Annotated in this window: 25 protein-coding genes and 1 tRNA gene; 17 read left to right on the top strand and 9 right to left on the bottom strand. The window is 51.3% G+C overall.

Features of this window, described 5'->3' with window-relative positions; genetic code table 11:
• The first annotated feature begins 205 nt into the window (after positions 1-205).
• The 4 genes from frdA to frdD are packed head-to-tail and all read left to right on the top strand — an operon-like array spanning position 206 to position 3,496.
• Positions 206-1,996, top strand: a complete 1,791-nt coding sequence (gene frdA, locus OGV80_RS00415; RefSeq protein ID WP_220771625.1) for a fumarate reductase (quinol) flavoprotein subunit — start codon at positions 206-208, stop codon at positions 1,994-1,996.
• On the top strand, positions 1,989-2,723 hold the full coding sequence (gene frdB / locus OGV80_RS00410) for a fumarate reductase iron-sulfur protein (RefSeq protein ID WP_003025540.1): 735 nt from the start codon (positions 1,989-1,991) through the stop codon (positions 2,721-2,723). The genes frdA and frdB overlap by 8 nt, the downstream gene beginning before the upstream one ends.
• Positions 2,724-2,733: 10 nt before the next feature.
• Positions 2,734-3,129, top strand: coding sequence for a fumarate reductase subunit FrdC (frdC, locus tag OGV80_RS00405; RefSeq protein ID WP_003025537.1), 396 nt, complete (start codon positions 2,734-2,736; stop codon positions 3,127-3,129).
• Between the two features lie 10 nt (positions 3,130-3,139).
• A complete protein-coding gene (gene frdD / locus OGV80_RS00400) occupies positions 3,140-3,496 on the top strand; it encodes a fumarate reductase subunit FrdD (RefSeq protein ID WP_003025535.1) in 357 nt (118 codons plus the stop codon).
• A 40-nt stretch (positions 3,497-3,536) separates the two neighbouring features.
• On the opposite strand, the gene ampR is transcribed toward frdD, so the two are convergent.
• A complete protein-coding gene (ampR, locus tag OGV80_RS00395; protein WP_075145321.1) occupies positions 3,537-4,412 on the bottom strand; it encodes a LysR family transcriptional regulator AmpR in 876 nt (291 codons plus the stop codon).
• 131 nt (positions 4,413-4,543) lie between these two features.
• On the opposite strand from ampR, the gene blaCMY reads away from it, so the two are divergent.
• Both blaCMY and OGV80_RS00385 read left to right on the top strand, forming a co-directional pair.
• Positions 4,544-5,689, top strand: coding sequence for a CMY-2 family class C beta-lactamase (gene blaCMY / locus OGV80_RS00390; protein WP_100193856.1), 1,146 nt, complete (start codon positions 4,544-4,546; stop codon positions 5,687-5,689).
• A gap of 93 nt (positions 5,690-5,782) precedes the next feature.
• Positions 5,783-6,316 (top strand): lipocalin family protein, encoded by a 534-nt coding sequence (locus OGV80_RS00385; RefSeq protein ID WP_043018157.1) that lies wholly within the window; start codon positions 5,783-5,785, stop codon positions 6,314-6,316.
• Here the strand turns inward: OGV80_RS00385 and sugE are convergent.
• Positions 6,313-6,630: a quaternary ammonium compound efflux SMR transporter SugE gene (sugE, locus tag OGV80_RS00380; protein WP_000118520.1), complete on the bottom strand. Its 318-nt coding sequence runs from the start codon at positions 6,628-6,630 to the stop codon at positions 6,313-6,315. The genes OGV80_RS00385 and sugE overlap by 4 nt on opposite strands.
• 256 nt (positions 6,631-6,886) lie before the next feature.
• On the opposite strand from sugE, the gene OGV80_RS00375 reads away from it, so the two are divergent.
• Complete coding sequence (locus OGV80_RS00375) at positions 6,887-7,486, top strand: helix-turn-helix transcriptional regulator (RefSeq protein ID WP_047406762.1); 600 nt, start codon at positions 6,887-6,889, stop codon at positions 7,484-7,486.
• A 29-nt stretch (positions 7,487-7,515) separates the two neighbouring features.
• Here OGV80_RS00375 and ecnB read toward each other — a convergent pair whose 3' ends face one another.
• The 3 genes from ecnB to efp form a co-directional block, all read right to left on the bottom strand.
• Positions 7,516-7,662: a lipoprotein toxin entericidin B gene (ecnB, locus tag OGV80_RS00370; RefSeq protein WP_016151395.1), complete on the bottom strand. Its 147-nt coding sequence runs from the start codon at positions 7,660-7,662 to the stop codon at positions 7,516-7,518.
• Between the two features lie 107 nt (positions 7,663-7,769).
• Positions 7,770-7,904, bottom strand: a complete 135-nt coding sequence (ecnA, locus tag OGV80_RS00365; RefSeq protein WP_043018154.1) for a lipoprotein antitoxin entericidin A — start codon at positions 7,902-7,904, stop codon at positions 7,770-7,772.
• Between the two features lie 57 nt (positions 7,905-7,961).
• Positions 7,962-8,528: an elongation factor P gene (efp, locus tag OGV80_RS00360; protein WP_003025478.1), complete on the bottom strand. Its 567-nt coding sequence runs from the start codon at positions 8,526-8,528 to the stop codon at positions 7,962-7,964.
• A 41-nt stretch (positions 8,529-8,569) separates the two neighbouring features.
• On the opposite strand from efp, the gene epmB reads away from it, so the two are divergent.
• Positions 8,570-9,598, top strand: a complete 1,029-nt coding sequence (epmB, locus tag OGV80_RS00355; protein WP_286513175.1) for an EF-P beta-lysylation protein EpmB — start codon at positions 8,570-8,572, stop codon at positions 9,596-9,598.
• A 183-nt stretch (positions 9,599-9,781) separates the two neighbouring features.
• Positions 9,782-10,645 carry a YjeJ family protein gene (gene yjeJ / locus OGV80_RS00350; RefSeq protein ID WP_200001402.1) on the top strand — a complete coding sequence of 288 codons (864 nt, stop codon included), beginning with the start codon at positions 9,782-9,784 and terminating at the stop codon, positions 10,643-10,645.
• Positions 10,646-10,824: 179 nt separating this feature from the next.
• On the opposite strand, the gene OGV80_RS00345 is transcribed toward yjeJ, so the two are convergent.
• From OGV80_RS00345 to OGV80_RS00335, 3 genes are all read right to left on the bottom strand, one after another.
• Positions 10,825-11,178 carry a DUF4156 domain-containing protein gene (locus tag OGV80_RS00345; RefSeq protein ID WP_003025468.1) on the bottom strand — a complete coding sequence of 118 codons (354 nt, stop codon included), beginning with the start codon at positions 11,176-11,178 and terminating at the stop codon, positions 10,825-10,827.
• A 252-nt stretch (positions 11,179-11,430) separates the two neighbouring features.
• A complete protein-coding gene (gene groL, locus OGV80_RS00340; RefSeq protein ID WP_003025464.1) occupies positions 11,431-13,077 on the bottom strand; it encodes a chaperonin GroEL in 1,647 nt (548 codons plus the stop codon).
• A gap of 43 nt (positions 13,078-13,120) precedes the next feature.
• Positions 13,121-13,414 carry a co-chaperone GroES gene (locus tag OGV80_RS00335; protein WP_000027827.1) on the bottom strand — a complete coding sequence of 98 codons (294 nt, stop codon included), beginning with the start codon at positions 13,412-13,414 and terminating at the stop codon, positions 13,121-13,123.
• A gap of 274 nt (positions 13,415-13,688) precedes the next feature.
• Here OGV80_RS00335 and yjeH point away from each other — a divergent pair, with 274 nt between their 5' ends.
• Entirely contained in the window at positions 13,689-14,954 is a 1,266-nt protein-coding gene (gene yjeH / locus OGV80_RS00330; RefSeq protein ID WP_286513173.1) for an L-methionine/branched-chain amino acid transporter, read from the top strand.
• Between the two features lie 60 nt (positions 14,955-15,014).
• On the opposite strand, the gene OGV80_RS00325 is transcribed toward yjeH, so the two are convergent.
• A complete protein-coding gene (locus OGV80_RS00325; RefSeq protein ID WP_043018149.1) occupies positions 15,015-15,494 on the bottom strand; it encodes an FxsA family protein in 480 nt (159 codons plus the stop codon).
• 338 nt (positions 15,495-15,832) lie between these two features.
• Between OGV80_RS00325 and aspA the strand changes: the two genes are divergently transcribed.
• From aspA to OGV80_RS00290, 7 genes are all read left to right on the top strand, one after another.
• The gene (gene aspA, locus OGV80_RS00320; protein WP_043018148.1) at positions 15,833-17,269 is read left to right on the top strand and encodes an aspartate ammonia-lyase; all 1,437 of its coding nucleotides are present in this window, start codon (positions 15,833-15,835) and stop codon (positions 17,267-17,269) included.
• Between the two features lie 115 nt (positions 17,270-17,384).
• The gene (gene dcuA, locus OGV80_RS00315) at positions 17,385-18,686 is read left to right on the top strand and encodes an anaerobic C4-dicarboxylate transporter DcuA (protein ID WP_003025449.1); all 1,302 of its coding nucleotides are present in this window, start codon (positions 17,385-17,387) and stop codon (positions 18,684-18,686) included.
• A gap of 132 nt (positions 18,687-18,818) precedes the next feature.
• The gene (cutA, locus tag OGV80_RS00310; RefSeq protein WP_003025447.1) at positions 18,819-19,166 is read left to right on the top strand and encodes a divalent cation tolerance protein CutA; all 348 of its coding nucleotides are present in this window, start codon (positions 18,819-18,821) and stop codon (positions 19,164-19,166) included.
• The gene (locus OGV80_RS00305; RefSeq protein ID WP_286513170.1) at positions 19,142-20,851 is read left to right on the top strand and encodes a protein-disulfide reductase DsbD; all 1,710 of its coding nucleotides are present in this window, start codon (positions 19,142-19,144) and stop codon (positions 20,849-20,851) included. Before cutA ends, OGV80_RS00305 begins: the two co-directional genes overlap by 25 nt.
• A 36-nt stretch (positions 20,852-20,887) precedes the next feature.
• Positions 20,888-21,463 carry a transcriptional regulator gene (locus tag OGV80_RS00300; protein ID WP_286513165.1) on the top strand — a complete coding sequence of 192 codons (576 nt, stop codon included), beginning with the start codon at positions 20,888-20,890 and terminating at the stop codon, positions 21,461-21,463.
• Between the two features lie 67 nt (positions 21,464-21,530).
• Positions 21,531-23,543, top strand: coding sequence for a DUF1176 domain-containing protein (locus OGV80_RS00295; protein WP_087052285.1), 2,013 nt, complete (start codon positions 21,531-21,533; stop codon positions 23,541-23,543).
• Positions 23,544-23,658: 115 nt separating this feature from the next.
• Positions 23,659-23,734, top strand: a tRNA-Phe gene (locus tag OGV80_RS00290).

Raw genomic sequence — 23,734 nt, 5'->3', positions numbered from 1 at the left:
TTAGTAATTAAATTAATCAAATTCAATGATAATTCCCCCCTTAGATACGCTAAAAAAATCGAACACGTCAAATTTCCCGCACATCCCTAAGACTATACTATTGTACCTATAAAGGAGCAGTGGAAACGCGTTCATAACCTGTTTGAAGCCGATGAAGCATCTGATTTCAGGCAGGAATGAAATAACAACAATCTGGAGGAATGTCGTGCAAACCTTTCAAGCCGATCTTGCCATTATAGGCGCCGGTGGCGCGGGATTACGTGCTGCAATTGCTGCCGCACAAGCAAATCCCAACGCTAAAATCGCACTGATCTCAAAAGTGTACCCAATGCGCAGCCATACCGTTGCTGCCGAAGGCGGCTCTGCTGCTGTCGCGCAGGATCATGACAGCTTTGACTACCATTTTCACGATACGGTAGCAGGCGGAGACTGGCTGTGTGAGCAGGATGTCGTGGATTACTTTGTCCACCACTGCCCAACTGAAATGACGCAACTGGAACAATGGGGCTGCCCATGGAGCCGTCGTGAAGACGGTAGCGTCAACGTGCGTCGCTTCGGCGGTATGAAAATCGAGCGTACCTGGTTTGCCGCGGATAAAACCGGCTTCCATATGTTGCATACGCTGTTCCAGACATCTTTGCAGTTCCCGCAGATTCAGCGTTTTGACGAACACTTCGTTCTGGATATCCTGGTTGACGATGGTCATGCTCGCGGCCTGGTTGCCATGAACATGATGGAAGGCACGCTGATGCAAATCCGTGCTAACGCAGTCGTGATGGCAACGGGCGGCGCAGGTCGTGTTTACCGTTACAACACCAACGGCGGCATCGTAACCGGCGACGGTATGGGCATGGCGCTGAGCCACGGCGTTCCGCTGCGTGATATGGAATTCGTTCAGTATCACCCGACGGGTCTGCCAGGCTCCGGTATCCTGATGACGGAAGGCTGCCGTGGTGAAGGCGGTATCCTGGTCAACAAAAACGGCTACCGTTATCTGCAAGACTACGGCATGGGTCCGGAAACTCCGCTGGGCGAGCCGAAAAACAAATACATGGAACTCGGTCCGCGCGACAAAGTATCTCAGGCTTTCTGGCACGAATGGCGCAAAGGCAACACCATTTCCACTCCGCGTGGCGATGTGGTTTACCTCGACCTGCGTCATCTCGGCGAGAAAAAACTGCTCGAACGTTTACCGTTCATCTGCGAACTGGCGAAAGCCTACGTGGGTGTCGATCCGGTTAAAGAACCGATCCCGGTACGTCCGACCGCGCACTACACCATGGGCGGTATCGAAACCGATCAGCACTGTGAAACCCGCATTAAAGGTCTGTTCGCTGTCGGCGAATGTTCCTCTGTTGGTCTGCATGGCGCTAACCGTCTGGGTTCTAACTCCCTGGCAGAACTGGTGGTCTTCGGTCGTATGGCCGGTGAACAGGCTGCAGAACGCGCTGCAACGGCTGGCGCAGCAAACAGCGCCGCGCTCGATGCGCAGGTTGCTGGCGTTGAAAAACGTCTGAAAGATCTGGTTAACCAGGAAGGTAACGAAAACTGGTCTAAGATCCGTGACGAAATGGGCCTGTCCATGGAAGAAGGTTGCGGTATCTACCGTACGCCGGAACTCATGCAGAAAACCATTGATAAGCTGGCGGAACTGCAGGAACGCTTCAAGCGCGTACGTATCACTGATACCTCCAGCGTCTTCAACACCGACCTGCTGTACACCATCGAACTGGGTCACGGTCTGAACGTTGCAGAATGTATGGCTCACTCTGCTCTGGCGCGTAAAGAATCCCGCGGCGCGCACCAGCGTCTGGATGAAGGCTGCACCGAGCGTGACGATGTGAACTTCCTCAAACACACCCTCGCCTTCCGCGATGCTGACGGCACGACTCGTCTGGAATACAGCGACGTGAAAATCACCACTCTGCCACCGGCTAAACGTGTTTACGGTGGCGAAGCGGAAGCAGCCGATAAGAAGGAGAAGGCGAATGGCTGAGATGAAAAACCTGAAAGTTGAGGTGGTGCGCTATAACCCGGAAACCGATACCGCGCCGCACAGTGCTTTCTACGAAGTTCCTTATGATGAAACCACGTCGCTGCTGGATGCGCTGGGCTACATCAAGGATAACCTGGCACCGGATCTGAGCTACCGCTGGTCCTGCCGTATGGCAATCTGTGGCTCCTGCGGCATGATGGTCAACAATGTACCGAAACTGGCGTGCAAAACCTTCCTGCGTGATTACACAAACGGCATGAAGGTTGAAGCGCTGGGCAACTTCCCGATTGAGCGCGATCTGGTCGTCGACATGACGCACTTTATCGAAAGCCTGGAAGCGATCAAACCGTACATCATCGGTAACCCGCGTACACCGGATCAGGGTCCAAACACCCAAACTCCGGCGCAGATGGCGAAGTATCATCAGTTCTCCGGTTGCATCAACTGTGGTCTGTGCTACGCCGCGTGCCCGCAGTTCGGCCTGAACCCAGAGTTCATTGGACCGGCTGCGATTACGCTGGCGCATCGCTACAACGAAGATAGCCGCGACCACGGTAAGAAGGAGCGTATGGCTCAGTTGAACAGCCCGAACGGCGTCTGGACCTGTACTTTCGTGGGCTACTGCTCCGAAGTCTGCCCGAAACACGTCGATCCGGCTGCGGCCATTCAGCAGGGTAAAGTTGAAAGTTCAAAAGACTTTCTTATCGCTACCCTGAAACCACGCTAAGGAGTGCACGATGACGACTAAACGCAAAGCCTATGTGCGGCCAATGACGTCCACCTGGTGGAAAAAGCTGCCATTTTATCGTTTTTACATGCTGCGTGAAGGCACGGCAGTTCCGGCAGTCTGGTTCAGCATTGAACTGATTATCGGCCTGTTTGCACTCAAGCATGGTGCAGAGTCCTGGATGGGCTTTGTCGCCTTTTTGCAAAACCCGGTGGTGGTAATCCTTAATATTATCGCCCTGGCTGCAGCGCTGCTGCATACCAAAACCTGGTTTGAGCTGGCGCCAAAAGCGGCCAACATCATCGTAAAAGACGAAAAAATGGGGCCAGAGCCGATTATCAAAGGTCTCTGGGCAGTCACTGTGGTTGCGACAGTAGTAATACTGTTTGTTGCCCTGTTCTGGTAAGGAGTCCGGAATGATTAATCCAAATCCAAAACGCTCTGACGAACCCGTATTCTGGGGCCTGTTTGGTGCAGGCGGTATGTGGAGCGCTATCATTGCGCCGGTGATGATCCTGCTGGTAGGCATTATGCTGCCGCTGGGCTTTGTTCCTGATGCTTTCAGCTATGAACGCGTACTGGCATTCGCGCAGAGCTTCATCGGACGTGCGTTTCTGTTCCTGATGATCGTTCTGCCGCTGTGGTGCGGTTTACACCGTATGCACCACGCGATGCATGATCTGAAAATCCACGTGCCTGCTGGCAAATGGGTATTCTACGGACTGGCAGCTATTCTGACCGTTGTAACGGCGATTGGTATTCTGACCATCTAATCGCATGCGTAATTATCAGGCCCGCCATTGGCGGGCCTTTTTATTGGTGCAGCACCCCGGTCAACCAACGAGAAAATTCACGCATCGCGAGTGTCTCCGGACGAGATTGCAAACGCGTCATCCAGTAGCTCCCCAGATCAATCTGCGTTAAAAACGGCTGAACGATACGTTCACTGCCAAGCAAGTGCCTGAACATTCTGACCGGTGCAATTGCCACACCGATCCCCGCCTGCGCGGCTTCCAGCATGGTGACGGACGAGTCAAACACCACCACGTTGTGCGTCGGTGACGGAGGCGCTTCTCCGGCGGCCTGCATCCAAAGCGTCCATTCATCACGTCGATACGATCGCAATAACGGAAATTTCAGGATATCCGCTGGCGCTTTAATCTGCGAGGCCAACGTTGGCGAACACAGCGGAGACATCGGCGCGCTACACAAATATTGCGCGTCGGTATCGTGCCAGGCTCCCCCTCCGTAGCGAATGGTATAATCCAGCCCTTCGGCGGCGGGATCCACACGATTATTGTGGGTGGAAATATGTAAATCAATATGCGGGCAGTTGCGCTTAAAATCGCTCAGCAGCGGGAAAAGACAGCCGACCGCAAAAGTCCCCACTACGCCAATTTTAAGTTTTTCCTGAGTCTGTTTTGTGGCAAAACGATCCAGCATCCCGGCCATACGATCGAAAGAGTCATTAAGTACAGGTAACAGACTCTCTCCTTCAGTCGTCAGCATTAATCCTCGAGAGCCACGCACAAAAAGCTGACAATTCAGCTGTTGCTCCAGCGCTTTTACATGCTGGCTGATGGCAGAATGCGTCACATTGAGCTCAATCGCAGCGCGGGTAAAACTAAGATGTCTGGCCGCTGCTTCAAAAGCCCGCAGCGAGTTTAGGGGGATATAGCTACGCGTCATTATCTGGCCTGTTAGAAAAACTTATACCTGCTGCTAAATTTAACCGTTTGTCAACACGATGCAAATCAAACACACTGATTGCGTCTGACGGGCCCGGACACCCTTACGCTTTTAATGACGGAAATAATTTCATGATGAAAAAATCGATATGCTGCGCGCTGCTGCTGACAGCCTCTTTTTCCACCTTTGCCGCCGCAAAAACAGAACAACAAATTGCCGATATCGTTAACCGCACCATCACACCGCTGATGCAGGAGCAGGCTATTCCGGGTATGGCCGTTGCGATTATCTACCAGGGAAAACCTTATTACTTTACCTGGGGTAAAGCTGATATCGCCAATAACCGTCCAGTCACTCAGCAAACGCTGTTTGAACTCGGCTCGGTCAGTAAAACGTTCAACGGCGTGCTGGGCGGCGATGCTATCGCTCGCGGCGAAATCAAGCTCAGCGATCCGGTCACGCAATACTGGCCTGAGCTGACGGGTAAGCAGTGGCAGGGTATCAGCCTGCTGCACTTAGCGACCTACACGGCAGGCGGCCTGCCGCTTCAGGTTCCCGACGACGTCACGGATAAAGCCGCCTTACTGCGTTTTTATCAAAACTGGCAGCCACAATGGGCACCGGGCGCTAAACGTCTTTACGCTAACTCCAGCATTGGTCTGTTTGGCGCACTGGCGGTGAAACCTTCGGGCATGAGCTACGAAGAGGCGATGACCACCCGCGTCCTGCAGCCCTTAAAACTGGCGCATACATGGATTACGGTTCCACAGAGCGAACAAAAAGATTATGCATGGGGCTATCGCGAAGGAAAGCCTGTGCATGTATCCCCTGGCCAACTTGATGCCGAAGCCTATGGGGTAAAATCAAGCGTTGTCGATATGACCCGCTGGGTCCAGGCCAACATGGATGCCAGCCAGGTTCAGGAGAAAACGCTCCAGCAGGGAATCAAGCTTGCGCAGTCACGTTACTGGCGTATTGGCGATATGTACCAGGGTCTGGGCTGGGAGATGCTGAACTGGCCGCTGAAAGCCGACTCGATAATTAACGGTAGCGACAGCAAAGTGGCGCTGGCAGCGCTTCCCGCCGTTGAGGTAAACCCGCCCGCGCCTGCTGTGAAAGCATCATGGGTGCATAAAACGGGCTCCACTGGCGGATTCGGCAGCTACGTTGCTTTCGTTCCAGAAAAAAACCTTGGCATTGTGATGCTGGCAAACAAGAGCTATCCAAACCCTGCTCGCGTCGAGGCCGCCTGGCGCATTCTTGAAAAACTGCAGTAACGAATAAGGAGGCCCGGGATATCGGGCTTCCTTTCTTTCTCTTTTTTTCCTGCTGTCATCTACACTTAACAAAAATCCAGCAAGGAAAATCTTATGCGCATTCTGCCCGTCGTTGCTGCAGTTACGGCTGCATTCCTGGTTGTTGCTTGCAGCTCCCCTACACCGCCGAAAGGCGTTACCGTAGTCAATAACTTTGATGCCAAACGTTATCTGGGCACCTGGTATGAAATAGCGCGTTTCGACCATCGATTCGAACGTGGACTGGAAAAAGTGACCGCCACCTATAGCCTGCGCGACGACGGCGGTATCAACGTGATTAACAAGGGCTATAACCCGGACAGGGGAATGTGGCAGAAAACAGAGGGTAAAGCCTACTTCACCGGCGACCCAAACCGCGCTGCGCTCAAGGTCTCGTTTTTTGGTCCTTTCTATGGCGGCTATAACGTGATTGCCCTCGATCGGGAATATCGTCACGCGTTGGTTTGCGGGCCGGATCGCGATTACCTGTGGATCCTTTCACGGACCCCTACTATTTCAGACGAAATGAAACAGCAAATGCTGGCCGTCGCGACCCGGGAAGGGTTTGAAGTGAATAAGCTGATTTGGGTAAAACAGCCCGGCGCTTAGTGGGTGCTCAGCTTCAGACCAATAATGCCGGCAACGATCAGCCCGAGGCTAAGTAAACGCGCCGGGCTGGCAGATTCACCGAGCAGCAAAATTCCTGTAATGGCCGCCCCGACGGCGCCGATACCGGTCCAGACGGCATAGGCGGTTCCTACAGGCAACGTGCGCATTGCCCAGGAGAGCATGGCGATACTGACGATCATCGCCGCAATGGTGATAATGCTTGGCGTCAAACGCGTAAAGCCGTGGGTATATTTCAGGCCAATCGCCCAGACAACTTCGAGCAGACCTGCAATTAATAAAACGATCCAGGACATATCAGGCTCCAGAACAATGGGGCCGTCCCCGGTGAAAGAAGCGTTTGCAGGTCGTCCTGCAAAGCTAATGTGTGAAATGGCATTTTTGCCCGAGAGAAAATGAATTTCAACCTTTTTATTCGTTGCATACTAAAAGCAAGAATTAAGCATAATTAGCGGCGTAGTTCCCGCATTTGGCACTCATCGGAGTTCTCTATGATGAGGGGCTTTCTGAATCCAGGAAGTCGATTGCCTCTCTTCTGAATGCGAAAAGGTTATGCTTAAAATTTTAGTGATTGACCGGTGCCACTTTACCCGTACAGGGATTGAGGCCTTGCTTAATCATTCTGGCAGGTTCAGCTCCTCATTTCTGGTATCAGGGATCAATAATCTCCTGTTAGCAAAAGAGCATATTTTGCAGTGGAAACCGCATCTGGTGATCGCGGATTTATACAGTTTTATCAGCGAGACACACTCCAGTCCGCCAATTAAGCCCTTTTTTATGAGCTGCGGCGTCATCCCACTGATTCTATTGCAATCAGTAGAAAGACAGCACACTTCAACGACTTCCCCTCAATCCGTCGTCCATTCGGTTTTGACCAAGCACACCACGCTGAACGCTCTCTCACACACAATTCAGGAGGCACTACAGCTTCGCCCGCCATTAGAAATAGTCGAAAATGCGACTCCACTGCTTACGCCGCAGGAGGAGAAAGTATTATCGATGTGGATGGATGGGATCAGTAACAATGCGATCGCCGCCGCACTGAGCATTCATGGCAAGACGGTCTACACCTATAAACGGAATATCCGCATTAAACTGCACCTGGGGAACCGCTTCTCACCGTTTCTCTCGCTACCCGGGAAGGGGAATTAACGGTACGACAGGCGTCGTACCGTTCATGATTATTGCTGAGCTTTTGTCGCTGCACCAGAGATTGCGCTACCGCCTTCAGAGATATCCTGCCCAACACCTTTCGTTGTATTGCACGCAGTCAACACTGAAGAAAGAACCAACACAGAAAAGATCGCAGCAATTGTCTTCTTAACCATAACGTCTTCCTTTTCTAGCCAATATTGTTTGTGTATAGCTAATTAATAATAGACAAGATCTGCAAGTGTGATGGATAAACAAGCGTTTTTAAGATTATGAGAGAGGATTAGCTGGCGGCGTGAGAGATTGAATTGCCAAGATGTTTGATGTCTTCACCGAAACCGCGCGCGGTATTACAACCCGTCAGCAGGGTACTGGTAAATAGGATGAGCATTACAAGACCGAGAAGACGTTTCATCATTCCTGCCCTGGAAAAAGTATGGCGCAGCAACCTGCGCCATAAGATCAAATAGATATCTTATTTTACGCGAGAAACGTATTCGCCGGAGCGAGTATCCACTTTGATCACTTCGCCGATCTGTACGAACAGCGGAACTTTAACGACTGCGCCGGTAGACAGGGTTGCCGGTTTGCCGCCAGTACCAGCGGTATCGCCTTTCAGACCTGGGTCGGTTTCAACGACTTCCAGCTCAACGAAGTTCGGCGGAGTCACGGAGATCGGCTGACCGTTCCACAGGGTCACGATGCATTCAGCCTGGTCCAGCAGCCATTTAGCGTTATCGCCTACCGCTTTCTCGTCTGCAGCCAGCTGTTCGAAAGTGGTGTTATTCATGAAGTGCCAGAACTCACCGTCGCTATACAGGAAGGTCAGGTTCATGTCGGCTACGTCTGCGCCTTCAGCGGAGTCGGTAGACTTGAAGGTTTTCTCTACGCGAGTACCGGTCAGCAGGCGGCGCAGCTTAACGCGCGCAAACGCCTGGCCTTTACCTGGTTTAACGAATTCGCTGGCTTCAACCGCATAAGGTTCGCCGTCCAACATGATTTTAAGACCAGCACGAAAATCGTTGCTATAGTACGTTGCCATAAGGCCCTCTGAAAATTGTTAACTGGTAGCTAAGCCACAAAATGGCGCATATTGTAACCCTAAATACCCCATCCAGAGAAGATTGGTTATCGCAACTTGCCGATGTTGTGACCGATCCCGATGAACTTCTGCATCTTTTGAATATAGACGCAGATGAAAAACTGTTGGCCGGACGCGACGCGAGACGACTTTTCGCCCTGCGCGTGCCGCGTGCGTTTATTGCGCGCATGGAAAAAGGCAACCCTGACGATCCGCTTTTGCGTCAGGTACTTACCTCCCAGGAAGAGTTTGTTTCCGCCCCCGGCTACTCGACCGATCCACTGGAAGAACAGCACAGCGTGGTTCCCGGTTTGCTGCATAAATATCGCAACCGTGCGCTGCTGTTGGTTAAAGGCGGTTGCGCGGTTAATTGTCGCTATTGCTTCCGCCGCCACTTCCCGTACGCCGAAAACCAGGGCAATAAGCGCAACTGGCAGGTCGCCCTGGACTACATTAGCGCGCATCCTGAGCTGGATGAGATTATCTTCTCCGGTGGCGATCCGTTAATGGCCAAGGACCACGAACTGGACTGGTTGCTCACGCAACTGGAAGCCATCCCGCATATTAAGCGTCTGCGTATCCACAGCCGTTTACCGATTGTGATCCCAGCTCGCATTACAGAAGGACTGGCCCAGCGCTTTGCGCACTCCTCCTTGCAGATTCTGCTGGTCAATCACATTAACCACGCCAATGAGGTCGATGAGACATTTCGCCAGGCCATGGTCAGACTGCGTATCGCCGGCATCACGCTACTCAACCAAAGCGTTTTGCTGCGTGGCGTAAACGATAACGCGCAAACGCTGGCTCACCTTAGCAACGCGTTGTTTGATGCAGGTGTGATGCCCTATTACCTGCACGTACTGGACAAAGTGCAGGGCGCCTCCCACTTTATGGTCAGCGACGATGAAGCGCGTCAAATTATGCGCGAACTGCTGACGCTGGTTTCCGGCTATATGGTCCCCAAACTGGCGCGTGAAATTGGCGGAGAGCCAAGTAAAACGCCATTGGATCTGCAGCTACGCCAACAATAGCCTTTATTGAGTGTCCGATTCCGGACACTCAACACGATTACTTATTATTTAAATCCACACAGGTGGAGCCATGCTTTTAATCTGTGCTATTTTAATTAGCGCTGTGCGATTATTCATTCGCAAGTTGTATCAATAAAATCAAATCCAGAACATTAATAAATATATGGTTAGGGAGAACCTGTTATGGCTATAAGTATTAAGGGCATTAATACCGGAGTTATTCGCCAAAAGAATGAATTTATTGCTTTGGCATTAAAGATAAAAGAACCCAGAAATAAAGAGTCGTTATTTTTCCTTTCTCCGCTTGGGCTAAGAGACCTGCTTATCGCCCTGGAAAGCAGGCTCTCTGCTAAACATCAGCTTAGCGAAGACGAGCGTGCGCAATATGAGAAGGAATGCGAGAAAGCCGGCAAAAAGATGCACGAAAATATCCCCTTAATTCAAGAGAATGAGTTAAAAAATGCGGATATTAATCGCCGTATTAATTCGCTGATGTTAGTGGATGACAAAGGGGAAAACTTAACATTTTCACTGACACTGCATGATGGGCAAACGTGTGAATTACTGATTAATGAACTTCAGATTCGGGTGCTGGCTCATGCTATTATTCATGCAATAAATAACGCTGGCATGCAGGAATTAGCGTTACGAATCACATCGCTGCTGGATTTCCTGCCGCTGTACGATGTTGATTGCCAGCAAAACGATAATCTGGAATACGATTCTTATACACAACCCGAATGGAAACATAACCTGTTTAATCATTATCTGGCGATTATTTACCGCTATACGGATGATAAAGGAAAAGCCCAGTTCTGTGGTTCAGTAGTAAAAACACGCGCCGCTTCCGGCAGCAAAGAGGCCGAAGCCATTACTCGCCGTCTGATCGATTTCAGCCCACGGCTGAAAAAACTTGCCGGTGTACCGTGTCAGGTGTTTGTCAGGACGTTAACGGGTGATAAAGCGCAAAAGCTCAATCAGGATCAGTGCCTGCGCGCGCTGCACCATTTACGCATTCAGTCTGCGCATAAGACTCAGAATGCCTGATGGCGCTACGCTTATCAGGCCTACGATTGCATGAGCCTGTCCAGGCCACTTTATTACAAAAAATCATTCAATCTGCATCGCGGCGGCAAGCGAAGAAAATCCCCAGGAGCATAGATAACTATGTGACTGGGGTTTCACAGCGCAGCCGACAAAGAGGCTGGTTGAAGGATGAAGTGTAATCAGTTAGGGCACTTATAAACCTGTCCAATCATCTCGCTGGCGGTAGGAACAAAGCTGGACAGCATTCCCTGTGATGGGCTGCTGACGCCATAAATCACGTTACCGCCCATTGCAGCAGCCTGGTTACGCAGATCGTTTGCTGCGCCACGCATAGAGCCACCCTCTTCGCCGTGCTGGCCAGAAAGCCAGTTGCTTTGCTTACCGGTTGCAGTGCCAATCAGTTGGCACTCTGCGCCAGGCTTGTCTTCGACAAAGCGTACGCTTTGTCCGGCTGAACTCAGTTCGTTGCTGGAGCTACAACCCGCCATCAGTAGCGCGGCACCAACGATCCCTGCTAAATATTTCACGTGCATGTCATTCCCCATAATCAATTAGTTGGACCTTATGTCCGTAGCTGAATCATATACTAAAAAGATGACCAAAAGAAAAACCCCCGGACATTTCTGCCCGAGGGTTTCTCATTTTTCGCGAGATACGTATTTAATCAAATAATTCAAGTTGCAGGCAGGCGGCAAGTTCATGAATCCCCAGGAGCTTACATGAGTAAGTGACTGGGGTGAACGAACGCAGCCAACGAACCTGCGGCTTGAAGTATGAAGATTAAATTACATCATGCCGCCCATTCCACCCATGCCGCCCATACCACCAGCAGCACCTAAGTCAGGCGCATCGCCTTTCGGCAGGTCGGTAACCATGCACTCGGTGGTGATCATCAGACCCGCAACAGAAGCCGCGTACTGCAGAGCAGAACGAGTTACTTTGGTTGGATCCAGAATACCCATGTCGATCATGTTGCCGTATTCTTCAGTTGCAGCGTTGTAACCGTAGTTACCGTCACCGGCTTTCACGGTGTTAGCTACTACAGACGGCTCTTCGCCGCAGTTCAGCACGATTTGACGCAGCGGAGATTCCATTGCGCGCAGCGCAACTTTGATACCTACGTTCTGGTCTTCGTTCTGACCTTTCAGGCCGGCAATTTTAGACGCGACGCGAATCAGCGCAACACCGCCACCAGCAACCACGCCTTCTTCTACCGCAGCACGGGTCGCGTGCAGGGCATCTTCAACGCGGGCTTTTTTCTCTTTCATTTCAACTTCAGTTGCAGCACCAACTTTGATAACTGCCACGCCGCCTGCCAGTTTCGCTACGCGCTCCTGCAGTTTTTCACGGTCGTAGTCGGAAGTTGCTTCTTCGATCTGCTGACGAATCTGAGTCACACGACCCTGGATTGCAGCTTCGTCGCCCACGCCATCAATGATGGTGGTGGTGTCTTTGTTGATAACAACGCGTTTCGCCTGGCCCAGATCTTCCAGAGTTGCTTTTTCCAGCTCCATACCGATCTCTTCAGAGATAACGGTACCACCGGTCAGAGTAGCGATATCCTGCAGCATTGCTTTACGACGGTCGCCGAAGCCAGGTGCTTTAACCGCAGCCACTTTCACGATACCGCGCATGGTGTTAACAACCAGAGTTGCCAGCGCTTCGCCTTCAACATCTTCAGCGATGATCAGCAGCGGTTTACCTGCTTTCGCTACAGCTTCCAGAACCGGCAGCATTTCACGGATGTTGGAGATTTTCTTGTCAGCCAGCAGAATGAACGGGCTTTCCAGTTCTACTGCGCCAGTTTCCGGTTTGTTGATGAAGTAAGGAGACAGGTAGCCACGGTCGAATTGCATACCTTCAACCACGTCCAGTTCGTCCTGCAGACCGGTACCGTCTTCAACGGTGATCACGCCTTCTTTACCGACTTTGTCCATCGCTTCAGCGATCAGTTTACCTACGGTTTCGTCGGAGTTAGCGGAGATGGTACCAACCTGAGCAATAGCTTTAGAGTCGGAGCACGGTACGGACAGTGCTTTCAGTTCTTCAACAGCAGCAGCGACAGCTTTGTCGATACCACGTTTCAGATCCATCGGGTTCATGCCCGCAGCAACGGCTTTCAGACCTTCAGTGATGATGGACTGAGCCAGTACGGTTGCAGTGGTGGTACCGTCACCAGCAGCGTCGTTCGCTTTAGAGGCAACTTCTTTCACCATCTGCGCACCCATGTTTTCGAACTTGTCTTCCAGTTCGATTTCACGTGCTACGGAAACACCATCTTTAGTGATGGTCGGTGCACCGAAAGATTTATCCAGAACTACGTTACGGCCTTTTGGACCGAGGGTAACTTTCACTGCATCTGCCAGTACGTTTACGCCGCGCAGCATTTTCACACGAGCGTCGTTACCGAATTTTACGTCTTTAGCTGCCATTTTCTCTTTCCCTTAAATTCGTATGTTCAGTGTCGTTCGCGGATTAGGCTTCAACAATTGCCAGGATGTCGCTTTCAGACATGATCAACACTTCTTCATTGTCGATCTTCTCAGATTTAACACCGTAGCCATCGTTGAAAATAACGATATCGCCGACTTTCACGTCCAGCGGCTGTACGGTACCGTTGTCCAGGATGCGACCCTTACCGACAGCGATGATTTCGCCACGAGTTGATTTACCTGCTGCAGAACCGGTCAGTACGATGCCGCCAGCAGATTTAGATTCAACTTCTTTACGTTTGACGATCACACGATCATGTAACGGACGAATACTCATTGATAGCTCTCCTTTGAGAAAGTCTTTATCAGTTATGGGTGACGCCGGCCCGTAAACGGTTTCCCGGCTAGTGACCAGAGAGATGGGGATGGGGTTTTGTCCCTTCAAGGGGGCAAGCGAAAAAAAATTTTTATCAGCAGAAAATCCCGTCAAAACGCCGACGCGCCTCACATTTCATAACGATTTCAGTCGCGTCGTCATAAGCAAATTCGATTGTGATACCATCAAAAATCTGCGCTGTAGCCCGTCATTGGGCATAACCGGATAACAACTTATGAGCGGACTGAAACAAGAGCTGGGACTGGCTCAGGGCGTTGGCCTGTTGTCGACATCATTGTTAGGTACAGGCGTTTTCGCCGTCCCTGCGCTGGCTGCGCTCGTGGCCGGCAACAACAGTTTGTGGGCCTGGCCGGTGCTGATTGTTTTAGTTTTTCCCGTGGCGATCGTCTTTGCCATACTGGGTCGCCATTTTCCCAGCGCGGGCGGCGTGGCGCATTTTGTCGGCATGGCCTTTGGTTCACGGCTGGAGCGCGTCACCGGATGGCTGTTTTTGTCGGTGATTCCCGTCGGCTTGCCTGCGGCATTACATATCGCCGCCGGATTCGGTCAGGCGATGTTTGGCTGGCATGACGAGCAACTGCTGCTGGCAGAGCTCGGTACGCTGGGACTGGTTTGGTATATCGGCTCCCGCGGCGCAAGCTCCAGCGCGAATCTGCAAACGGTCATTGCCGGACTGATTGTTGCCCTCATTGTCGCTATCTGGTGGGCGGGCGATCTGAAGCCTGGCGAAATCCCCTTCCCTGCGATTACCAATATTGAGCTTCCCGGTCTGTTCGCCGCGTTGTCGGTGATGTTTTGGTGTTTTGTCGGCCTTGAAGCGTTTGCCCATCTGGCGTCTGAATTCAAAAATCCGGAGCGAGACTTCCCACGCGCGCTGATGATCGGCCTGTTGCTGGCGGGGTCTGTTTATTGGGCATGTACCGTCGTGGTGCTTCATTTTGGCGCTTACGGCGAGCAAATGGCGGCGGCGGCATCATTGCCTGAAATCGTCGTGCAGCTGTTTGGCGTACAGGCACTGTGGGTGGCCTGCATCATTGGTTATCTGGCCTGTTTTGCCAGCCTCAACATTTATATTCAAAGTTTCGCCCGGCTGGTCTGGTCGCAGGCGCAATATAAGCCGGAGAGTTATCTGGCACGTCTGTCTCCCCGCCACCTTCCGCGCAACGCGCTAAATGCCGTACTGGGCTGCTGCGTAGTCAGCACCTTGTGCATCTATATGCTGCAAATCAATCTTGATGCGTTAATCGTCTATGCCAACGGCATCTTTATTATGATTTATTTGCTGTGCATGCTGGCGGGATGTCGATTACTGAAAGGGCATTATCGCGCGCTGGCGGTCATTGGCGGTCTGCTGTGTCTGTTGCTGCTGGCGATGGTTGGCTGGAAGAGCCTGTACGCGCTGATTATGCTGGCAGGGCTGTGGCTGTTTTTACCCCGCAGGCCGGATAAGGCAACGTTGACGCCATCATCCGGCATATAAACACTTTTGCCGGATGGCGCTAACGCTTATCCGGCCTACATACTGGCCAGGCTTACAGGGTCAGTCACGGCGATCGTCATCTTTATGATCAAGACGGTTACGATCGTCATCCTTGCGCTGAAATTCGCCATCAAAGGTCTCACCGCCACCCGTTCCGGCGCTAAACCCCCCGCCCGGCATACGCGAAAAACGCAAATGCGGCAGCAGTTTCATCGTCAGATGTTTTTGTACTGGTGGTAATAGAAGAAGAAGGCCGAGGAAATCGGTGAAAAAACCGGGCAGCACCAGCAGCAGACCGGCAATGATCAGCGACACGCTTTTGATCATTTCTGCAGCCGGACTTTCACCAGCCGCCATTTTCTGTTGCATCAGTAAAAAGTTCTTAAACCCCTGGTTACGAACCAGAGACATACCGATAACCGACGTAAAAATAACCAAAATCAGCGTCATCAGGACGCCCATCACATGGGCAACCTGAATAAAAATAGATATCTCTATGTAAACATAGAGAAAAATGGCAAGCAATGGTATCCAGCGCAAAGGGATCTCCTGTTAATAACAGCCGTTTTGTTCAACTTCTGTTCGAAAAATTATGTTAATCGCATCGATTTGATATTGTGGTGGTTAGCAAAATTTCAAGTGGCTTGTACACTAATATTTGGGGTTAATCACAAAGGGGTGATCCATTTCACAGAATAATAAATAAGGGGTAAATTCCACGCTTTAAGTGATCCAGATTACGGTAGAAATCCTTAACCAGCATATGATCTCGGGTATCAGACCGATGCAGGGGATAATCGTCGGTCGAGAAACAATCGAAATCACATATATCCTGTGTGTTTAGTCAAATCATTGGCAGCTTGAAAAAGAAGGTTCACATGTTAAACAACATTCGTATCGAAGAAGACTTGTTGGGTACCAGGGAAGTTCCAGCGGACGCTTACTACGGTGTTCACACTCTGAGAGCGATTGAAAACTTCTACATTAGCAACAACAAAATCAGCGACATTCCTGAATTTGTTCGCGGTATGGTAATGGTTAAAAAGGCAGCGGCAATGGCCAACAAAGAGCTGCAAACCATTCCTAAGAGTGTGGCAAATGCCATCATCGCGGCGTGTGATGAAGTCCTGAATAACGGAAAATGCATGGATCAATTCCCGGTAGACGTTTACCAGGGTGGTGCGGGTACCTCCGTCAACATGAACACCAACGAAGTGCTGGCCAATATCGGTCTGGAACTGATGGGTCACCAGAAAGGTGAATATCAGTACCTGAATCCGAACGACCACGTTAACAAATGTCAGTCTACCAACGACGCTTACCCTACTGGCTTCCGTATCGCGGTATACGCTTCCATCATCAAACTGATCGATGCGCTGAACCAACTGCGTGAAGGCTTCGAACAAAAAGCTGTTGAATTCCAGGACATCCTGAAAATGGGCCGTACCCAGCTGCAGGATGCTGTACCGATGACCCTCGGTCAGGAATTCCATGCTTTCAGCATACTGTTGAAAGAAGAAGTGAAAAACATTAGTCGTACCGCTGAGTTGCTGCTGGAAGTTAACCTCGGCGCAACTGCAATCGGTACGGGTCTGAACACGCCGAAAGAGTACTCTCCGCTGGCTGTACAGAAACTGGCTGAAGTCACTGGCTTCGCCTGTGTTCCGGCTGAAGACCTGATTGAAGCGACTTCTGACTGCGGCGCATACGTTATGGTGCACGGCGCGCTGAAACGTCTGGCTGTTAAGATGTCCAAAATCTGTAACGACCTGCGTTTGCTCTCCTCTGGCCCACGTGCCGGCCTGAATGAAATCAACCTGCCAGAACTGCAGGCTGGTTCCTCTATCATGCCAGCAAAAGTGAACCCGGTTGTTCCGGAAGTCGTAAACCAGGTTTGCTTTAAAGTCATCGGTAACGACATCACTGTTACCATGGCATCTGAAGCTGGTCAGCTGCAGTTGAACGTAATGGAACCGGTCATTGGCCAGGCAATGTTTGAATCCATTCACATTCTGAGCAACGCTTGCTACAACCTGCTGGAAAAATGCGTTAGTGGTATCACTGCTAACAAAGAAGTCTGTGAAGCGTTTGTATTCAACTCCATCGGCATCGTTACTTACCTCAACCCGTTCATCGGTCACCACAACGGCGACATCGTCGGTAAAATTTGTGCCGAAACAGGTAAGAGCGTACGTGAAGTTGTCCTGGAACGCGGTCTGTTGACCGAGTCTGAACTGGACGATATCTTCTCTGCACAGAACCTGATGCACCCTGCTTATAAAGCAAAACGTTATACTGATGAAAGCGAACAGTAATCGTGTAGGGTAGTACCGGAGAAGGCACGTCATGATGACGTGCCTTTTTTCTTACTCGAAGTTACTTAAAAACAACAATTTAATATCAACTTGTTAAACAACAAGGAAGGCTAATATGATAGTTTTAGAACTTATCATCGTTTTGCTGGCAATCTTTTTAGGTGCCAGACTTGGGGGTATCGGTATTGGATTTGCAGGTGGGCTGGGTGTTCTGGTTCTTGCCGCTATAGGCGTAAAACCGGGTAATATTCCGTTCGACGTTATTTCCATTATCATGGCGGTTATCGCTGCCATCTCTGCTATGCAGATTGCAGGTGGTCTGGACTATCTGGTTCATCAAACTGAAAAGCTGCTGCGTAAAAACCCGAAATACATCACGATCCTTGCACCCATCGTGACCTATTTCCTGACTATCTTTGCCGGTACCGGCAACATCTCTCTGGCAACTCTGCCGGTTATCGCTGAAGTCGCGAAGGAACAAGGTATCAAGCCTTGCCGTCCGCTCTCCACCGCAGTAGTTTCTGCACAGATTGCGATTACGGCATCGCCAATCTCCGCAGCCGTGGTTTACATGTCTTCCGTCATGGAAGGTCATGGCATCAGCTATATTCACCTGCTGTCCGTGGTCATTCCGTCCACCCTGCTGGCCGTTCTGGTGATGTCCTTCCTGATCACCGCACTGTTCAACTCCAAACTGTCTGACGACCCGATTTATCGTAAGCGTCTGGAAGAAGGCCTGGTTGAACTGCGCGGTGAAAGACAAGTTGAAATCAAAGCTGGCGCGAAAACCTCCGTTTGGCTGTTCCTGCTGGGCGTGGTTTGCGTCGTTGTATACGCCATCATCAACAGCCCAAGCCTTGGCCTGGTCGCTAAACCGCTGATGAACACCACCAACGCAATCCTGATCATCATGCTGAGCGTCGCGACGCTGACGACGATCGTCTGCCGCGTTGAAACGGATTCCATCCTGAACTCCAGCACCTTCAAAGCCGGTATGAGCGCCTGTATTTGTATCCTGGGTGTTGCATGGCTGGGTGATACCTTCGTATCTCACAACATTGACTGGATCAAAGATACTGCAGGTAGCGTAATTCAGGGTCATCCGTGGCTGCTGGCTGTCATCTTCTTCTTTGCTTCTGCGCTGTTGTACTCTCAGGCTGCAACCGCTAAAGCACTGATGCCGATGGCTCTGGCTCTGAACGTTTCCCCTCTGACTGCTGTTGCATCTTTCGCAGCGGTTTCTGGCCTGTTCATTCTGCCAACTTACCCAACTCTGGTTGCGGCGGTTCAGATGGATGACACCGGTACAACCCGCATCGGTAAATTCGTCTTTAACCATCCGTTCTTCATCCCAGGTACTCTGGGTGTGGTTCTGGCTGTCTGCTTCGGCTTCTTGCTGGGCAGCTTCATGCTGTAAGACTTCACTGCAGGGTGCCTTCGCGCCCTGCAGTTCCTCTTCTTCATCACCCCCGCTTTAGCTAACATCCTTCCCTCGTCCGTTGTATAGTGACCACTCTTTAGCTGGTTACTCTGTTCTTTCGAGGTGTTTATGCTTGATGTTAAGAGTCAGGATATTTCCATCCCCGATACCGTTGTGGTGCTCTGTACCGCACCGGATGAAGCAACCGCCCAGGATCTCGCCGCCAAAGTGCTGGCGGAAAAGCTGGCTGCCTGCGTGACGCTACTGCCTGGTGCTACCTCCCTCTATTATTGGGAAGGTAAACTTGAGCAGGAATATGAAGTCCAGATGATTTTAAAAACCACCGTTACACACCAGCAAGCCCTTCTCGATTGCCTGAAGTCACATCATCCGTATCAAACGCCTGAACTTCTGGTTTTACCCGTCACTCACGGAGACTTTGATTACCGCTCATGGCTCAACGCATCCTTACGCTGATCCTGCTGCTGTGCAGCACATCTACCTTTGCCGGATTATTTGACGCGCCTGGCCGCTCGCAGTTTGTACCTGCCGATCGGGCGTTTATTTTTGATTTCCAGCAAAACCAACACGATCTGAACCTCACATGGCAGGTTAAAGATGGCTACTATCTGTATCGCAAACAGATAAGCATTACGCCATCTCAGGCCGATATTGCCGAGGTAAAACTGCCGCCTGGCGTCTGGCATGAAGATGAGTTTTACGGCAAAAGTGAGATTTACCGTAAACAGCTGACCATCCCAGTCACGGTCAATCAGGCTAAATCTGGCGCCACATTAACGGTCACGTACCAGGGCTGTGCCGACGCCGGCTTTTGCTATCCTCCAGAAACGAAAACGGTGCCATTAAGTGAAGTGTCTGCCGATACCCGGGCGACGCCGCTGCCAGTGCCTGCCAGCAATGCTCAGCAAGAGATAACGCCGCCCGCAGCCCAACTTCCTTTCTCGGCGCTGTGGGCATTGCTGATCGGAATAGGCATCGCGTTTACGCCTTGCGTATTGCCGATGTATCCGCTGATTTCCGGCATCGTGCTGGGAGGCAAACAACGCTTATCAACCGGACGCGCGCTGCTGTTGACGTTTATCTACGTCCAGGGGATGGCGCTCACCTATACCGCACTGGGTCTGGTTGTTGCGGCCGCCGGATTGCAGTTCCAGGCTGCACTACAGCATCCTTACGTTCTGATTGGCCTTGCCGTCATCTTTACCCTGCTCGCGTTGTCGATGTTTGGTTTGTTCACGCTGCAGCTCCCTTCATCGCTGCAAACGCGCCTTACATTGATGAGCAACCGCCAGCAAGGCGGCTCCCCCGGCAGCGTCTTTGCAATGGGCGCGATTGCCGGCCTCATCTGTTCCCCTTGTACCACAGCCCCGCTAAGCGCGATTTTGCTGTATATTGCTCAGAGCGGAAACATGTGGCTGGGAGGTGGCACGCTGTATCTGTACGCGCTGGGGATGGGATTACCCCTGATGCTGATTACCGTATTCGGCAACCGCCTGCTGCCTAAAAGCGGCCCATGGATGGAGCATGTCAAAACCGCTTTTGGCTTTGTCATTCTGGCGCTTCCCGTCTTCTTACTTGAACGCATCATCGGCGACGAATGGGGAGTGCGCCTGTGGTCACTGCTGGGCGTCGCGTTCTTTAGCTGGGCATTCATTACCAGTCTGCAGGCAAAGCACGCCTGGATGCGCATCGTGCAGATTGTCCTGTTAGCTGCAGCGCTGGTAAGCGTACGGCCATTGCAGGACTGGGCGTTCGGTGCGCCGCATGCTCAACCCCAGACACACCTTAGCTTCACGCCGGTGGCTTCGGTAGATGCGCTAAATCAGGCACTGGCACAAGCCAAAGGTAAGCCCGTAATGTTGGATCTGTATGCCGACTGGTGCGTGGCCTGTAAAGAGTTCGAGAAGTATACGTTCAGTAATCCGCAGGTTCAGCAAGCGCTAGGCGACACGGTGCTTTTGCAGGCGGATGTGACCGCAAACAATGCCCAGGATGTTGCTCTGCTGAAACATCTTCAGGTTTTAGGTTTGCCGACTATTTTGTTCTTTGACGCTGAGGGGAAAGAGCACCCGGATGCCCGGGTAACGGGTTTTATGGATGCCGCGACCTTTAGCGCACATTTGCGCGATCGCCAACCGTGAGCGACACTTGCAACAGGAAATACGGAGGAGAATACCGTGCAACGTGAAGATGTCCTGGGAGAAGCCCTTAAATTACTTGAGGTTCAAGGGATAGCCAATACCACGCTGGAAATGGTGGCCGAGCGTATCGATTATCCTCTGGATGAACTGCAGCGCTTTTGGCCCGATAAAGAGGCAATTCTGTACCATGCGCTACGTTACCTCAGCCAGCGGGTGGATATCTGGCGGCGTCAGCTTTTGCTGGATGACACCTTGAGCGTCGAGCAGAAATTACTGGCGCGCTACACCGCGCTGTCCGAATGCGTGAGCAATAATCGCTATCCAGGCTGCCTGTTCATCGCCGCCTGTACGTTTTACCCCGATCCCGGGCACCCGATCCATCAGTTAGCCGATCAGCAAAAAAAGGCGGCGCATGACTTCACCCATGAGCTGCTGACCACGCTGGAAGTTGACGACCCGGCAATGGTCGCTAAACAAATGGAACTGGTGCTGGAAGGCTGCCTGAGCCGCATGCTGGTGAATCGTAGCCATGCTGATGTCGAAACGGCACACCGCCTGGCTGAAGATATCCTGCGCTTTGCTCAGTGCCGTATGGGCGGGGCGCTGACTTAATTCGGATTTCGTAACTTTTATGAACCGCATATAATTTCGGCAATACCGACATATTAAAAGGAATTATATGCGTCTCGCGCACTGCATTCTCCTCGCAGGTTTTATCTCAGCCCCCCTGTATGCCAATCCATTAAACGGTTTTTCGTTTGCACATAAAGACTGGGAAGTTGCGTGTGATAATACGGGTACCTGTCGAGCGGCAGGTTATAGTGACCATGCGGTAAGCGTACTGCTCACACGTGCGGCTGGCCCCGACACCAGCGTGTATGTCGAGGTTGCTTTTGCACCGCGTACGGCGAATCAACCCTCCGTGAAAGACGCCACGCTTTTTATTGATGGTCAAAAGCAAGGCGCGCTAACGTTTTCCGCAGAGGGATATTTTAAACTCAACTACCAACAGCGAAAGGTGTTTCTGGACGCCTTACGTCAGGACAATACCATTGAGTTTGCAGCAGATGGCGAACGATTACTGCTTTCTAATGCAGGTTCGAGCGCTGTGCTGCTGAAAATGGATGAATTCCAGAAACGCATCAATACCCAAAGCGCTGTGCTGCATCCAGGAGATAAAAACAGTAATGATGTGCTTAACGCTGAGCCTGCCCCACTTATCATCACCCACCCCGTCATCCGCACGCCGGACGTAGAACCGTTAACGACCGCGCAGCGACAAAAAATAGAACCCAAAATCAGGGTCACTCCCGAGATGAATTGCCGCGAACTGGAAGAGGGTCAGGAACGCATTTATTACCGCATCCCGGTGGATAAACAACATGTACTCATTCAAACCGAATGCTTTGATAGCTCACGCACCATCCTCTGGCTAACCAATACTGAACTAACGGCTTCGCCTAAACTAATCACGAGTGATGCCAGTGAATATGAGAACGGTGAGATAGCCCGTTTCAGCGATCCCATTCAGCTCTGGGTCTGGGAGGGTAACAACTTCACCTTGCGCGACGAATACCGCAGCGGCGGACAAGGAAACCTTTCTGTTGGCGGTGTCTGGACGCTCCCTACGTTCGTCAGCATCTTACGTTCTCAGTCTGATGTAGATACGGATAACACGGCCCTAAAAACGCTACATAGCGCTGTAGAGAGCATGCAAAAAAGCGATCCGGGCTTGGAACTGAGCAAAATCGCCAGTCAGTTTCCATTAACCGGTCAAATCACTGATTTCAGGATCTCTTACGCTGAAGACTCAACAGAACCAACCGCGAAACCCTCCCCTGAGATTAGCGATGATGAGTGGCAGGCATTTTCTCGCACAACGTTTAGTGTCGATTCAGAAAATGGAGGCGTGAACTTTACGCTCATTGATCTGGATGACGACGGTAAACGCGATCTCATCATCAACAGCTACGTTGGCGGCACAGGATTATTCAGCTACACCGGCGTACTCAAACGCGGTGATAATGCCTTCGTCGTCGTTAATGGCAAACAGGATGACGATGACTTTGGCGTACCCGGGGCGCTATTTTCGGAGAATGGGCGCGGCGCCAACCAGTGGAGCCAATGGGTTCGCATCAACGGTAAGGTTTATGCTCTCTGGTACAACGGCTTATATAATGAAGAGAAGCTTTATCTGCTGCGTCCATTTAACCCAGACGAGAAGGCTCCCGTCGTAGCCGTCCACTATCGCTATGAATACGATATGAATTCAATCGAACCACGGGAAGAAGGACAACCCCTACTCCCGAAATTGAATACCAAAGACAAAACAAAGCTCATTACCGAACTGAATAAAATGCAAAGCATGCTTTTACAAAACCAACAGGCAAGCGACGGCGTTTCCCCAATCTGCCCAATCCCTGCTGGTACGTTGCAGGAAGACGCGGACAATTACAGTTCAGGGATTGCAGGGAACTATACGTCTGAACCTGTCGCAGCTATTCCTGTCTGGGTAAATGGGGAGTGCCTTATCGGTTCTGTCGAGAGTTATTTTGGTAGAGGAGAGTTCATCACTCTCGTTTCGCCAAAAGATCAGGATATTGTCGGAGAGTATTCAGTTACCGGCACACGCCATGTAGCATCCATTAAAAGTGAATGGATTCTTCGCGAAGGCGATAACGGCGCGCTATGATTTTGAGCGAAATCCTCGAGAAAACAGCGAAATCGCTGCATAGTTAAGCAACCAACCGAAAAAGCGAGAAATTTGGTTGACGGGGTGTCCGGATTACGGTTTAATGCGCCCCGTTGCCCGGATAGCTCAGTCGGTAGAGCAGGGGATTGAAAATCCCCGTGTCCTTGGTTCGATTCCGAGTCCGGGCACCA

Source organism: Citrobacter sp. Ce119, assembly GCF_030334525.1.
Taxonomy (GTDB): domain Bacteria; phylum Pseudomonadota; class Gammaproteobacteria; order Enterobacterales; family Enterobacteriaceae; genus Citrobacter; species Citrobacter europaeus.
This window is presented reverse-complemented; position numbering and strand designations above follow the sequence as displayed.

Excerpts from the sequence above, each read along its gene's own strand:
- frdB (WP_003025540.1), top strand. The coding sequence starts at position 1,989 with ATGGCTGAGATGAAAAACCTGAAAGTTGAGGTGGTGCGCTATAACCCG.
- frdC (WP_003025537.1), top strand. The coding sequence starts at position 2,734 with ATGACGACTAAACGCAAAGCCTATGTGCGGCCAATGACGTCCACCTGG.
- frdD (WP_003025535.1), top strand. The coding sequence starts at position 3,140 with ATGATTAATCCAAATCCAAAACGCTCTGACGAACCCGTATTCTGGGGC.
- ampR (WP_075145321.1), bottom strand. The coding sequence starts at position 4,412 with ATGACGCGTAGCTATATCCCCCTAAACTCGCTGCGGGCTTTTGAAGCA.
- blaCMY (WP_100193856.1), top strand. The coding sequence starts at position 4,544 with ATGATGAAAAAATCGATATGCTGCGCGCTGCTGCTGACAGCCTCTTTT.
- OGV80_RS00385 (WP_043018157.1), top strand. The coding sequence starts at position 5,783 with ATGCGCATTCTGCCCGTCGTTGCTGCAGTTACGGCTGCATTCCTGGTT.
- sugE (WP_000118520.1), bottom strand. The coding sequence starts at position 6,630 with ATGTCCTGGATCGTTTTATTAATTGCAGGTCTGCTCGAAGTTGTCTGG.
- OGV80_RS00375 (WP_047406762.1), top strand. The coding sequence starts at position 6,887 with ATGCTTAAAATTTTAGTGATTGACCGGTGCCACTTTACCCGTACAGGG.
- ecnB (WP_016151395.1), bottom strand. The coding sequence starts at position 7,662 with ATGGTTAAGAAGACAATTGCTGCGATCTTTTCTGTGTTGGTTCTTTCT.
- ecnA (WP_043018154.1), bottom strand. The coding sequence starts at position 7,904 with ATGATGAAACGTCTTCTCGGTCTTGTAATGCTCATCCTATTTACCAGT.
- efp (WP_003025478.1), bottom strand. The coding sequence starts at position 8,528 with ATGGCAACGTACTATAGCAACGATTTTCGTGCTGGTCTTAAAATCATG.
- epmB (WP_286513175.1), top strand. The coding sequence starts at position 8,570 with ATGGCGCATATTGTAACCCTAAATACCCCATCCAGAGAAGATTGGTTA.
- yjeJ (WP_200001402.1), top strand. The coding sequence starts at position 9,782 with ATGGCTATAAGTATTAAGGGCATTAATACCGGAGTTATTCGCCAAAAG.
- OGV80_RS00345 (WP_003025468.1), bottom strand. The coding sequence starts at position 11,178 with ATGCACGTGAAATATTTAGCAGGGATCGTTGGTGCCGCGCTACTGATG.
- groL (WP_003025464.1), bottom strand. The coding sequence starts at position 13,077 with ATGGCAGCTAAAGACGTAAAATTCGGTAACGACGCTCGTGTGAAAATG.
- OGV80_RS00335 (WP_000027827.1), bottom strand. The coding sequence starts at position 13,414 with ATGAGTATTCGTCCGTTACATGATCGTGTGATCGTCAAACGTAAAGAA.
- yjeH (WP_286513173.1), top strand. The coding sequence starts at position 13,689 with ATGAGCGGACTGAAACAAGAGCTGGGACTGGCTCAGGGCGTTGGCCTG.
- aspA (WP_043018148.1), top strand. The coding sequence starts at position 15,833 with ATGTTAAACAACATTCGTATCGAAGAAGACTTGTTGGGTACCAGGGAA.
- dcuA (WP_003025449.1), top strand. The coding sequence starts at position 17,385 with ATGATAGTTTTAGAACTTATCATCGTTTTGCTGGCAATCTTTTTAGGT.
- cutA (WP_003025447.1), top strand. The coding sequence starts at position 18,819 with ATGCTTGATGTTAAGAGTCAGGATATTTCCATCCCCGATACCGTTGTG.
- OGV80_RS00305 (WP_286513170.1), top strand. The coding sequence starts at position 19,142 with ATGGCTCAACGCATCCTTACGCTGATCCTGCTGCTGTGCAGCACATCT.
- OGV80_RS00295 (WP_087052285.1), top strand. The coding sequence starts at position 21,531 with ATGCGTCTCGCGCACTGCATTCTCCTCGCAGGTTTTATCTCAGCCCCC.